This window comes from Streptomyces sp. NPDC048291 (genome assembly GCF_043201715.1).
In the GTDB taxonomy this organism is placed as follows: domain Bacteria; phylum Actinomycetota; class Actinomycetes; order Streptomycetales; family Streptomycetaceae; genus Streptomyces.
In genome coordinates this window covers 373,603-385,519 of the sequence record NZ_JBICZC010000009.1, presented here as the reverse complement: position 1 = coordinate 385,519, position 11,917 = coordinate 373,603, and the positions used below count along the sequence as shown (strand labels likewise).

Genomic DNA, 11,917 nt, shown 5'->3' with positions numbered 1-11,917 from the left:
GATCCCCTAGAGCCGCGAGGCGGCGCGTCACGCGGCTGGTGGGCCGACTGACCGTTCCGCCTCTTGCTGTGCGGTGGCTGTTCGAAAACCATCGCATCGCGCGGAACGTTACCGTATCGCGATCAGATGACTACTTCGACGCCCTCGCCGGGTGGTTTACCTGACACCCGTTCGGATTCCAGTGCCTGCTGGAGGATGATCACAGCGGCGGCCTGGTCGATGACCGAGCGCCCCTTCCTGGACTTCACCCCCGAGGCCCGTAGCCCCTGACTGGCCGTCACGGTCGTCATCCGCTCGTCGACCAGCCGGACGGGCACCGGCTTGACGCCCTTGGCCAGCTCCTGGGCGAAGGCCCTGACCTTCACGGCCGCCGGGCCCTCGCCCCCCTTGAGGGAGCGCGGGAGCCCGACGACGATCTCGATCGGTTCGTACTCCTCGACCAGTTGCCGCAGCCGGCGGTGGGCCGCCGGGATGTCCCGGCCGGGAACCGTCTCGACCGGGGTGGCGAGGATCCCGTCGGGATCGCACGAGGCGACCCCGATCCGGGCGTCCCCGACGTCGATCGCGAGTCGACGTCCTCTGCGCATTTCCGACCGTTTCCTTACTTGGCGGTCTCGGTCACGAGACGTTCGACGGCGTCGATGGCCTCACCGATCGCGGCCGGGTTCTGGCCGCCGCCCTGGGCGACGTCCGGCTTGCCGCCACCGCCGCCGCCGAGCGTCTTGGCGGCGGTGCGGACCAGGTCACCGGCCTTGAGACCGCGGTCGCGGGCGGCGTCGTTGGTGGCGATGACCGTGAGCGGCTTGCCGTTGTTGACCGTGAACAGGGCGACCACGGCGGCGCGTCCGCCCTGGATGCGGCCGCGCACGTCGAGGACCAGCCTGCGCAGGTCGTCCGGGGTGGTGCCGCCCGGGACCTGCCCGGTCACCACGGCGATGCCGCGGACGTCCTTGGCGGACTCGGCGAGACCGCCGGCGGCCTGCAGCACCTTCTCCGCGCGGAACTTCTCGATCTCCTTCTCGGCGTCCTTCAGCTTGCCGAGCATGGCGGAGACCTTCTCCGGGAGCTCCTCCGGGCGGCCCTTGATCAGCTCCTGGAGCTGGGCGACGACCGTGTGCTCACGGGCCAGGAAGTTGTAGGCGTCGACGCCGACGAGGGCCTCGATACGGCGCACACCCGAGCCGATCGACGACTCGCCGAGCAGCTTCACCAGCCCCAGCTGGGAGGTGTTGTGCACGTGGGTGCCGCCGCACAGCTCCTTGGAGAAGTCGCCGATGGTCACCACGCGGACCCGCTCGCCGTACTTCTCGCCGAACTCGGCGATGGCGCCCTGCTTCTTGGCCTCGTCGATGCCCATGATGTCGGCGCGCACGTCGAGGTCGCGGGCGAGCACCTCGTTGATCTTCTGCTCGACGTCGGTCATCACGGCCGTCGGAACGGCGGACGGCGAGCCGAAGTCGAAGCGGAAGCGGCCCGGCTGGTTCTCGGAACCGGCCTGGGCGGCCGTCGGGCCGAGGGCGTCGCGCAGCGCCTGGTGGGTGAGGTGGGTGGCCGAGTGGGCGCGGGCGATGGCGGTCCGGCGACGGGAGTCGATCGAGGCGTGGGCCTTGGCGCCGACGGTCACCTCGCCGACCTGCACCACGCCCTTGTGGACGTAGACGCCCGGGACCGGCTTCTGGGTGTCGCGGATCTCGATGACGGCACCGGTGTCGACCTTGATCCGGCCGGTGTCGCCGATCTGGCCGCCGCCCTCGGCGTAGAACGGGGTGCGGTCCAGGACGATCTCGACCTCGTCGCCCTCGGTGGCGGCCGGGGAGGAGACGCCGTCGACGAGGATGCCGACGATCGTGGTCTCGCCCTCGGTGTCGCTGTAGCCGATGAAGTCGGTCTCGCCGGTCTTGTCGGCGATCTCGCGGTAGGCGCCGGCCCCGGCGTGGCCGGTCTTCTTGGCCTGGGCGTCGGCCTTGGCGCGCTCCCGCTGCTCCTTCATCAGGCGGCGGAAGCCCTCCTCGTCCACGGAAAGGCCCTGCTCGGAGGCCATCTCGAGGGTGAGGTCGATCGGGAAGCCCCAGGTGTCGTGGAGCAGGAACGCCTTGTCGCCGGCGAGGACCGTGCCGCCGGACTCCTTGGTCTCGGTGACGGCGGTGTCGAGGATGTTCGTACCGGCCCTCAGCGTCTTGAGGAAGGCGTTCTCCTCGGCGACGGCGACCTTCTCGATGCGCTCGCGGTCGGTGACCAGCTCCGGGTACTGCCGGCCCATCATGGCGATCACGGTGTCGATCAGGTCGAGGACGACCGGTCCGGTGGCACCGAGCAGCCGCATGTTGCGGATGGCACGGCGCATGATGCGGCGCAGCACGTAACCGCGGCCCTCGTTGCCGGGGGTGACGCCGTCGCCGATGAGCATGACCGACGTACGCATGTGGTCGGTGACGACCCGCAGCGAGACGTCCGAGGCGTGGGCCTCGCCGTAGTGGACACCGGTCAGCTCGGTGGCCTTCTTGATGACGGCCATCGAGGTGTCGATCTCGTACATGTTCTGCACGCCCTGCAGAATCATGGCGAGACGCTCCAGGCCGAGGCCCGTGTCGATGTTCTTGCTGGGCAGCTCGCCGAGGATCTCGAAGTTGTCCTTGCCGATGCCCTCGCCGCGCTCGTACTGCATGAAGACCAGGTTCCAGATCTCCACGTACCGCTCGTCGTTGACGGCGGGGCCGCCCTCGACGCCGAACTCGGGGCCGCGGTCGTAGTTGATCTCGGAACACGGGCCGCACGGGCCGGGGACGCCCATGGACCAGTAGTTGTCCTTCATGCCGAGGCGCTGGATGCGCTCCTTCGGCACGCCGATGACGTCGTGCCAGATGCGCTCGGCCTCGTCGTCGTCCTTGTAGACGGTGATCCAGAGCTTCTCCGGCTCAAGGCCGTAACCGCCCTTGTCCTGGGGGCTGGTGAGCAGCTCCCAGGCGTACTTGATGGCGCCTTCCTTGAAGTAGTCGCCGAAGGAGAAGTTGCCGCACATCTGGAAGAAGGTGCCGTGCCGGGTGGTCTTGCCGACCTCTTCGATGTCGGGGGTGCGCACGCACTTCTGCACGCTGGTGGCGCGCGCCCACGGCGGCTTGACCTCACCGAGGAAGTACGGCTTGAAGGGCACCATGCCGGCCGGGACGAGGAGCAGAGTCGGGTCGTCCGCGATGAGCGACGCCGAAGGGACGACGGTGTGACCGCGCTCCTCGTAGAAGCTCAGCCAGCGGCGGCGGATCTCGGCCGACTCCATCAGTGGTCCTCATTCCGGTTGTACGAGTACGTCGTCCTGTCATCGGCGTACTTCGGGTTGCTGCGGTTCTCGATGGCGGCGAACCGCCGGGGCGCGGGGAGTTCGGGGTCCGCGTTGATACCGAGCGCGTCGCCCAGCTCTTCCTCCCGCTGGGCCATGTTGTCGCGTACGTCGAGCGCGAAGCCGATCGCCCGGTCCTTGATCCGGTGACCGGTCTCCAGGGCCTTGTTCGCGGCGGTGGCGGCGAGGCTCTCGGGGGTCAGCTGCTTCAGCTTGCGGTTGACCTTGGTGGTGGCCCACACTCCGGCGGCGACACCGGTGGTGAACCAGAACGTACGGCGGAACATGTGGCCTGGCTCCTACTTTCCCCGGTTCTTGCGCCGTGCGGCGGGGACGGTCCGGCCCACGATCACCGTGCGCCCGGGTTCCTTCACGGGCACGTCCGCCTTGCGTCCGGCCAGCGCCCGGCGCACGCCGTAGCCGAAGGCCGCGACCTTGACCAGCGGGCCGCCGAAGGTGGAGGCGACCGTGGTGGACAGCGCGGAGGCGTTGGAGGTGACCTCCTGGACGTCGGAGGCGATCGCGTCGACCCGGTCGATCTGGGTCTGCGCGGAGCGTACGGCCGCGGAGGCGTCGGCGAGCAGCGGGACGGCCTGGTCGGTCACGTCCGCCACCAGCTTGGTGGTCGCCCTGAGCGTCTGGGCCAGCCTCACGAGAGCCACCGCGAGGAAGGAGACCAGGATCGCCCAGAAGACGGCCACCAGGATCCCGGCCACCTCTCCACCGGACACCGTGCGCACCTGCTTCCCGCTCTTCCGCGAAATCTACTGGGCTCCGAGCCTATCGCGCGGGACGTCGGGCTCCGTACCGGATTACCGCGCGCGAGCGGCGGAGTTGCGGGAAGCGATTGTACGGAATGAACACGGTTAAGTACGCTCCGTGTCCCATGCGAGGTCCTCAGCGCCCCGGCCCTTCGGCGGACGGCAATCTGCCCCTGGAACTGACCGCATTCGTGGGCCGGTCGGCCGAACTCGGCGAGCTGTCCCGGGTCCTGGGGTCCGGCCGGCTGGTGACGGTGACCGGGGCAGGCGGGGTGGGCAAGTCCCGGCTGGCGGCGCGGGCGGCGGCCGGCGTGGCGCCCCGGGACGGGGTGTGGCGGGTGGAGCTGGCGCCGGTGCGCGATCCGGAGTTCGTGGAGTACGCGGTCGCGGAGGCGCTCGGCCTGACCGACCACACCACCCGGCTGCCGCGCGAGACGCTGTTGGAGCAGCTGGCCGGCCGGCGGGTCCTGCTGCTGCTCGACGGGTTCGAGCATCTGGTCGACGCGTGTGCGGAGCTGGTGGCCGAGTTGCTGCGGCGGCTGCCGGACCTGGCCGTGCTGGCGGTGGGCCGGCGGCCGCTCGGGGTGGCGGGCGAGCTGCTGTTCCCGGTGGGTCCGCTCGGCGAGGACGAGGCGGTGGAGCTGTTCGCCGAGCGCGCCGGGCGGCAGGGGCTGCAGGTGCGGGACTGCGCGGAGGTACGGGAGGTGTGCCGGCGTCTGGACGGGATCCCGCTGGCGGTCGAGCTGGCGGCGGGGCGGCTGCGGGCGCTGTCGCCGGGGCAGTTGCTGGAGCGGCTGGACGACCGGTTCCGGCTGCTGACCGGCGGCGGGCAGGACGCGCTCCCCCGGCACCGGACGCTGCGCACGGCGATCGGCTGGAGCCACGAACTGTGCACGCCCGCCGAGCGGTTGCTGTGGGCGCGGCTGTCGGTGTTCGCGGGGACCTTCGACCTGGAGGCCGCCGAGTACGTGTGCAGCGGGGACGGGCTGGCGGCCGAGGAGGTCCTGGACGTCCTGGCGGAGCTGCTCGCCCAGTCGGTGGTCTGCCGTGCGGAGACGCCGTCGGGCGTGCGCTACCGGATGCTGGACACCGTGCGGGCGTACGGCGCGGACTGGCTGGCGGCGACCGGGGACGCGGGGCGGCTGCGGCGCCGGCACCGGGACTGGTTCATGGGGCTGGCGACCTGGTGCGAACTGGAGTGGTTCTCGCCGCGGCAGGGTGAGGTGGCCGCGCGGGTCGAGAGCGAACTGCCGAATCTGCGGGCGGCCCTCGACCACTGCCTGACCGAGCCGGACGAGGCGCATCTGGGCCAGTACCTGGCGGGTTCGCTGTGGTTCCACTGGGCGGGCTGCGGGCGGCTCTCAGAGGGGCGGCGCTGGCTGGAGCGGAGCCTGGAGCTGGACTCGGAGTATCCGCAGTCCCGGCTGAAGGCGCTGTGGGTGCTCGGCTACGTGGCGATCCTCCAGGGCGACGCGGTGCCCGCGCTGTCCGCGCTCCAGGAGTGCCGTGCGGAGGCCGAGCTGGCCGCCGACCCGACGGCGGCGGCGTACGCGGAGCACCGGACCGGCTGTCTGGCGCTGGTCACGGACGACATGGCGCGGGCGGAGACGCTGCTGCGTTCGGCCCTCCACCGCTATCAGGAGATCGGCGAGCTCAACAGCAACGTCCTGATGGCGCAGGTGGAGCTGGCGATGACCAGGGCGTTCCGCGGTGATCTGGCGGACGCGGTACGGCTGTGCGAGGACGTGCGCCGGGTGTGCGAGGACCACGGCGAGCGCTGGGCCCGTTCGTACGCGCTGTACGTGCTGGCGTACGCGGCCTGGCAGGACGGCGACCACGCGGTGGCCCGGGAGCTGCTGACCGACTGCCTGGGCCACGCACACGGTTTCCGGGACCTGCTCGGCTCGGTCCTGTCGATCGAGCTGCTCGCCCTGGTGACGGTGGCGCAGGGCGATCCGGCGGAGGCGGCGGTGCTGCAGGGCGCGGCCGGGCGGATGTGGCCGTCGGTGGGGCTGCCGCTGTTCGGCTCGGCGCACTACAACGCCCCGCACGAGCTGTGCGCGGCGACGGCCCGGCGGGCGCTGGGCGAGGAGCGGTACGCGGAGTGCGTACGGCAGGGGGCCCTGCTGGACCGGGAGGCGGCGGTGGCCCGGGCGCTGGAGTACTTCGGGGTACGGGCGCCGGAGGTGCTGCCCGCGCCGCGCGGGCCGGTGCGGCAGCGGCGGGAGGGCACCGACATGCGGAAGCCCGCCGCCTCGCCCACCCGGAAGGGCGGGGAGACGGCGGGCTGACGCTGAGGTGCTACACCCGGCTGGTGATCAGCGGGCGTAGTACTCGACGACGAGCTGCTCGTCGCAGATGACCGGAACTTCCTTGCGGTTCGGCTCGCGGTCCAGGCGGAACGCCAGGGCCTTGAGGTTCACCTGCAGGTAGCGGGGGGTCTCGCCGTCGGGGGCGAAGCCACCCTCACGGGCGACCTGGAAGAGCGTCTTGTCCTTGGAACGGTCGCGGACCTGCACGACGTCGTCCGGGCGGACCCGGAAGGACGGCTTGTCGGTCTTCTGGCCGTTGACCTGGATGTGGCCGTGGACGACCATCTGGCGGGCCTGGTAGATCGTGCGGGCGATGCCCGAACGCAGGACCAGCGCGTCGAGGCGGCGCTCCAGCTCGACGATCAGGGCCTCACCGGTCTTGCCCTGCACCTTGGAGGCACGCTCGTAGGCGCGGACCAGCTGGCGCTCGGAGATGTCGTACTGCGCGCGCAGACGCTGCTTCTCCAGCAGACGGACCTTGTAGTCCGAGTTCTGCTTGCGGCCACGGCCGTGCTCACCCGGCGGGTAGGGGCGGGCCTCGAAGTACTTGACGGCCTTCGGGGTCAGCGCGATGCCGAGGGCACGCGACTTCTTGACCTTGGGGCGGGACTGGTTCGCCACTGTCTCTTTCTTCCTTCTGATATTCGGCTTGTCAGGGTTGAGGGAGGTCGCAATCCGCAGCCGGGGAAACCCTCCGGATCCCGTTGCCGGGTCTGGTGGGCAGCCGCTCCCCTGGTCTGGGCACATACGTGCAGCACGCGAGTGGCCCACCGACCGGTCCCGTCGTCTGTGAGCCCGACGGATGGTGGTGGGCTGCCCGCGACACCGATCGACGGTGCGCGACGCTCCTGGATCCCCCTGACGGGGGTTCCGGCCGGCTGTCCCGCTCTGACTGCGCGGGACTCGGCGCTCGGGGAAGTCTACAGGCTGCTCAGGACCGCCTGCGACCGAGGTGCTTCCTGGTCCACTCGACGGCGTCGGCGTACCGCGCCTCGGAGCCGTGCCGGGTCGGGGTGTAGTACTCGCGGTCCCGGACGGTGTCCGGGGCGTACTGCTGCTCGGCGATGCCCTCGGGCAGGTCGTGCGGGTAGACGTATCCCTGCGCGTGGCCGAGCTTGGCGGCGCCCTTGTAGTGGCCGTCGCGCAGGTGCGGGGGCACCTGTCCGGCCAGGCCCTTGCGGACGTCCTCCAGGGCGGCGCCGATCGCGGTGGTCGCGGAGTTGGACTTGGGGGCCAGGGCGAGGGCGATGGTGGCGTGGCTGAGGGTGAGGGCGGCCTCGGGGAAGCCGATCATGGCGACGGCCTGGGCGGCGGCCACGGCTATGGGCAGGGCGTTCGGGTCGGCGAGGCCGATGTCCTCGCTCGCCGAGATCATCAGGCGGCGGGCGATGAAGCGGGGGTCCTCGCCGGCCTCGATCATGCGGGCGAGGTAGTGCAGGGCCGCGTCGACGTCGGAGCCCCTGATGGACTTGATGAGGGCGCTGGCGACGTCGTAGTGCTGGTCGCCGTCGCGGTCGTACTTGACCGCTGCCCGGTCGACGACCTCCTCCAGGGTGGCGAGGCCGATCTCCGTCTCGCCCTTGTCGAGGGCGGCCCCGGCGGCGGCCTCCAGGGCGGTCAGGGCGCGGCGGGCGTCGCCGCCGGCGATGCGCAGCAGGTGCTCCTCGGTGTCCTCGGGGAGGGTGACGGCCTCCTTGAGGCCCCGCTCGTCGGTGAGCGCCCGGCGCAGCAGGCCCCGGACGTCGTCGTCGGTGAGCGGTTCGAGGGTGAGGAGCAGGGAGCGGGACAGGAGCGGGGAGATCACCGAGAAGTACGGGTTCTCGGTGGTGGCGGCGATCAGGGTGACCCAGCGGTTCTCGACGGCCGGGAGCAGGGAGTCCTGCTGGGCCTTGCTGAAGCGGTGGATCTCGTCGAGGAAGAGGACGGTCTCCTTGCCGTAGCCCCCGGTGGCGCGGCGGGCGCCGTCGATGACCGCGCGGACCTCCTTGACGCCCGCGGTGATCGCGGAGAGCTCCACGAACCGCTTGTCGGTGGCCTTGGAGACGACGTACGCGAGGGTGGTCTTACCGGTGCCGGGCGGCCCCCAGAGGACCACGGACGAGGGGCCGGCCGGGCCGCCGGAGCCCGCGCCGACCAGTCTGCGCAGCGGGGATCCCGGCTTGAGCAGATGCTGCTGGCCCACCACCTCGTCGAGGGTGCGCGGGCGCATCCGCACCGCCAGGGGGCTCCCGGCGGGGTCCTTCTCCTGGCGTTCTTCTGCGGCGGCGGTGAACAGGTCGGGTTCCACGCTGAAACCCTAAGTCACGGCACTGACAATCCCGCCGGGGCCGTCGGTGGCCCCGGTCGTCAGCTGGTCCAGAAGTCCCACCAGCGGGTCAGGATCAGCATGCCGATGATGCCGATGTGCAGGACCGGCAGCACCCAGGTGAACTCGCCGAAGAACGACTTCAGCCAGTTCGGCGCCGGCAGGAAGCCCTTGCGGATGTTGAAGGAGGTCACGTACCAGAACATGGTGATGGTGGCGACCCAGGCCAGCGAGCACCACAGGCACAGCGCGTTGATCCGGTACAGGGACTGGAACTGCAGCCAGGTGCAGAAGCCCACGCCGAAGAGCGTGCCGAAGTTGAAGGTCAGCCAGTACCAGCGCGGGAACCGGGCACGGCCCAGCAGGCTCATGCCGACGCAGATGACGATGCCGTAGCAGACCAGGCCGAGCATCGGGTTCGGGAAGCCGAAGGCGGCGGCCTGCTTGGACTCCATGACGCTGCCGCAGGAGACCACCGGGTTGAGGCTGCACCCGGGGGTGAACGTCTTGCCCTCGACCTTGGCTTCCAGCAGCTTGAACTTGTCGATCGTGATGACCCAGGCGGCCAGCAGGCCGGCGGCACCCGTGATGATCAGCAGCAGCGCGAAGGCGACGCTGCCGCCCTCCGTGCGCGGTGCCGCGGGGGCGTGCTCGGGCTCGGGCTCGGTGGAGACGTCCTTGACTGTCGTCTTGCTCATCACGCCGATTCCGTCTGTTTGAGAGTTGGAACTTCTTCGGGCAGGGGCCATTGTGCCGCACGAGGCGCCCTGTCCACCGTTCGGTGGACATAAGGAAGTACGCACGGTCGTCCCGGACAGCTCGGTTCCGGCCGATGCCCGGGGCCATGACAGCACACGGATACGCGTGACGGTCCCGGACGGGCATCGTCCGGCAGGACGAACCGGCGCCCGCCGAGTTGACGGTCCGCGCGCGACGGATGCCGGCGGCGGGCGGCGGTCGACCCGGTGCGCGCCGGTGCCGCGCACCTCCGGTCAGGCTCCGTCGACGCGGTCGAGCAGGGCCCGGGCCTCGGCGACGCGGTAGTGGTCCGGCCCGAAGGCGGCCACGCACGCGTCGCGGGCGGCCGTGACCAGCGGGCGGGCCTCGGCGCCGCGGCCCAGCCCCACGAGGGCGGTGGCCTTGGCCAGTTCGGCGGTACCGGTCTCCGGGCGGCGCTGGTCCTCGGACAGGCTCCGGTACAGGTCTTCGGCGTCCAGCGCCTCCGCGAAGGCCTCGTCGTGGCGGGCCTGGCCGTTGAGGCTGCGGGCCAGGCCGAGCCGCAGGACGAGGGTGAGCCGGTCGGGCGAGTCACGGGCGGCCAGGGCGGCACGGGCGAGCGCCTCGGCCTCCTCGTGGCGGCCCTGCGCGTTGACGGCGTAGACCTGTCCGTTGCGGGCGGCCACCGCGAGGACCGTCATCTCCGGTCCCGTGCCGCGGTCCGCCGCCCTGGCGACGGCGGCGCACTCCATCTCGCACTCGGCGTACCGGTCGAGCGCGATCAGCGCCTGGGCGCGGTTCGAGCGCAGTTGCAGCGTGAACGGGTGTTCGGCGCCGTGGTTCCTGCCGAAGACCGGCAGCAGCGCGTCGTACTCGGCGACGGCCTCGGCATGACGGCCCTGGGCGCCCAGGGCCGTCGCGACGAGGCTGAGAGCCGCCGGAGCGTACCGGGCGTCGAGGGCGGCCACCGCCCGTGCCTCGGCCGCCGCCTCGGCGTACCGCCCGGCCCGGAAGTGGGCGTGCGCCAGGTGCAGGGGAGAGTTCGCCGGGGGCCGGGTGTCCACGCGGTCGCGCGACCGGAAGAATCTCATGCGCGCAGCGTAGACATGCCGCGCGCACCCGTTCGGAGACATCGCCGAGGGTTTACCGTGCCGGTCAACCGAGCCGATTCTTCGGTGAGTTGACCGGCCGATGGCAGGCGGGCCGGCCTCCCGGCCCCGTCAGCCGAGCCTCGACTCCAGCTCCGCCACGATCTCGTTGACGCCCACCGCCGTCTGCTCGCCGGACTCCATGTCCTTCAGCTGGACGACGCCCTCGGCGAGGTCCCGCTCGCCGGCCACGATCGTGAAGCGGGCGCCGCTGCGGTTGGCGCTCTTCATGGCGCCCTTGAGCCCCTTGGCGCCGTAGGAGAAGTCCGCCGCGATGCCGACCTTGCGCAGCTCCGTGACCTTCGCGAAGAGGACGCGCCGCGCCTCCTCGCCGAGCGGTACCGCGAAGACGCTGGTGGCGGACGGGATGTCGAGATCGACGCCCTCGGCCTCCAGCGCCAGCACCGTGCGGTCGACGCCCAGGGCCCAGCCGACGGACGGCAGCGCGGGGCCGCCGATCATCTCGGAAAGGCCGTCGTACCGGCCGCCGCCGCCCACCGCGGACTGGGAGCCCAGGCCGTCGTGGACGAACTCGAAGGTGGTGCGGGTGTAGTAGTCCAGGCCGCGGACCAGCTTCGGGTCGTCCTCGAAGGCCACGCCCGCCGCCGTGATCAGCTCGCGGACCTCCTCGTGGTACGCCTTGCAGGCGTCGCAGAGGTAGTCCCGCAGGAGAGGGGCGTCGCCGAGCTGCTTCTGGACAGACTCGCGCTTGTCGTCCAGGACGCGGAGCGGGTTGATCTCCGCGCGGCGCAGCGTGTCCTCGTCCAGGTCCAGGCCGCGCAGGAAGTCCTGGAGCGCGGCGCGGTAGACCGGGCGGCACTCCTTGTCGCCCAGGCTGTTCAGCAGGATGCGGAAGTCGCGCAGGCCCAGCGAGCGGTAGGCCTGGTCGGCCAGGATGATCAGCTCGGCGTCGAGGGCCGGGTCCTCGGCACCGATCGCCTCGGCACCGACCTGCGAGAAGTGGCGGTAACGGCCCTTCTGCGGACGCTCGTAGCGGTAGTACGAGCCGGAGTACCAGAGCTTGACGGGGAGGTTGCCGGTCTTGTGGAGGTTCGCCTCCAGGGCGGCGCGCAGCACGGAGGCCGTGCCTTCGGGGCGCAGGGCCAGCTTGTCGCCGCCCTTCGTCTCGAACGCGTACATCTCCTTGGTGACGATGTCGGTGGACTCGCCGACACCGCGCGCGAAGAGCTCGACGTTCTCGAAGCCCGGGGTCTCGATGTAGCCGTAGCCGGAGTTGCGCAGCGGAGCGGCGATCGCCTCGCGGACGGCCAGGTACTTGGCGCTGTCCGGCGGGATCAGGTCGTACGTGCCCTTGGGGGCCTGAAAGGTGCTCACGGAAG

General features: G+C 71.2%; 10 protein-coding genes. 1 reads left to right on the top strand and 9 read right to left on the bottom strand.

Annotated elements, in window-relative coordinates; all coding sequences use genetic code 11:
* Positions 1-122: 122 nt before the first annotated feature.
* The 4 genes from ruvX to ACGF5O_RS25830 are packed head-to-tail and all read right to left on the bottom strand — an operon-like array spanning position 123 to position 4,074.
* On the bottom strand, positions 123-587 hold the full coding sequence (gene ruvX / locus ACGF5O_RS25845; protein WP_393812228.1) for a Holliday junction resolvase RuvX: 465 nt from the start codon (positions 585-587) through the stop codon (positions 123-125).
* 14 nt (positions 588-601) lie between these two features.
* Positions 602-3,274, bottom strand: a complete 2,673-nt coding sequence (gene alaS / locus ACGF5O_RS25840) for an alanine--tRNA ligase (RefSeq protein WP_393812227.1) — start codon at positions 3,272-3,274, stop codon at positions 602-604.
* The gene (locus ACGF5O_RS25835) at positions 3,274-3,621 is read right to left on the bottom strand and encodes a hypothetical protein (protein WP_362584750.1); all 348 of its coding nucleotides are present in this window, start codon (positions 3,619-3,621) and stop codon (positions 3,274-3,276) included. Before ACGF5O_RS25835 ends, alaS begins: the two co-directional genes overlap by 1 nt.
* Before the next feature lie 12 nt (positions 3,622-3,633).
* Positions 3,634-4,074, bottom strand: coding sequence for a DUF948 domain-containing protein (locus ACGF5O_RS25830; protein ID WP_393812226.1), 441 nt, complete (start codon positions 4,072-4,074; stop codon positions 3,634-3,636).
* A 146-nt stretch (positions 4,075-4,220) separates the two neighbouring features.
* On the opposite strand from ACGF5O_RS25830, the gene ACGF5O_RS25825 reads away from it, so the two are divergent.
* Positions 4,221-6,386 carry an ATP-binding protein gene (locus ACGF5O_RS25825; RefSeq protein ID WP_393812225.1) on the top strand — a complete coding sequence of 722 codons (2,166 nt, stop codon included), beginning with the start codon at positions 4,221-4,223 and terminating at the stop codon, positions 6,384-6,386.
* Positions 6,387-6,413: 27 nt separating this feature from the next.
* Here the strand turns inward: ACGF5O_RS25825 and rpsD are convergent, their stop codons facing one another.
* From rpsD to hisS, 5 genes are all read right to left on the bottom strand, one after another.
* Positions 6,414-7,028, bottom strand: a complete 615-nt coding sequence (gene rpsD / locus ACGF5O_RS25820) for a 30S ribosomal protein S4 (protein ID WP_046726586.1) — start codon at positions 7,026-7,028, stop codon at positions 6,414-6,416.
* A 310-nt stretch (positions 7,029-7,338) separates the two neighbouring features.
* Positions 7,339-8,694 (bottom strand): replication-associated recombination protein A, encoded by a 1,356-nt coding sequence (locus tag ACGF5O_RS25815; RefSeq protein WP_393812224.1) that lies wholly within the window; start codon positions 8,692-8,694, stop codon positions 7,339-7,341.
* A 59-nt stretch (positions 8,695-8,753) separates the two neighbouring features.
* Positions 8,754-9,410, bottom strand: a complete 657-nt coding sequence (locus ACGF5O_RS25810) for a vitamin K epoxide reductase family protein (RefSeq protein WP_393812223.1) — start codon at positions 9,408-9,410, stop codon at positions 8,754-8,756.
* Positions 9,411-9,704: 294 nt separating this feature from the next.
* Positions 9,705-10,520, bottom strand: a complete 816-nt coding sequence (locus tag ACGF5O_RS25805) for a tetratricopeptide repeat protein (protein ID WP_393812222.1) — start codon at positions 10,518-10,520, stop codon at positions 9,705-9,707.
* A gap of 129 nt (positions 10,521-10,649) precedes the next feature.
* Positions 10,650-11,912 (bottom strand): histidine--tRNA ligase, encoded by a 1,263-nt coding sequence (hisS, locus tag ACGF5O_RS25800; RefSeq protein WP_393812221.1) that lies wholly within the window; start codon positions 11,910-11,912, stop codon positions 10,650-10,652.
* Between the last annotated feature and the right edge of the window lie 5 nt (positions 11,913-11,917).

What these genes read in the sequence shown, in the direction of transcription:
- ruvX (WP_393812228.1), bottom strand. Translation starts at nt 587, where the DNA reads ATGCGCAGAGGACGTCGACTCGCGATCGACGTCGGGGACGCCCGGATC.
- ACGF5O_RS25810 (WP_393812223.1), bottom strand. Translation starts at nt 9,410, where the DNA reads ATGAGCAAGACGACAGTCAAGGACGTCTCCACCGAGCCCGAGCCCGAG.
- ACGF5O_RS25825 (WP_393812225.1), top strand. Translation starts at nt 4,221, where the DNA reads ATGCGAGGTCCTCAGCGCCCCGGCCCTTCGGCGGACGGCAATCTGCCC.
- alaS (WP_393812227.1), bottom strand. Translation starts at nt 3,274, where the DNA reads ATGGAGTCGGCCGAGATCCGCCGCCGCTGGCTGAGCTTCTACGAGGAG.
- ACGF5O_RS25835 (WP_362584750.1), bottom strand. Translation starts at nt 3,621, where the DNA reads ATGTTCCGCCGTACGTTCTGGTTCACCACCGGTGTCGCCGCCGGAGTG.
- ACGF5O_RS25805 (WP_393812222.1), bottom strand. Translation starts at nt 10,520, where the DNA reads ATGAGATTCTTCCGGTCGCGCGACCGCGTGGACACCCGGCCCCCGGCG.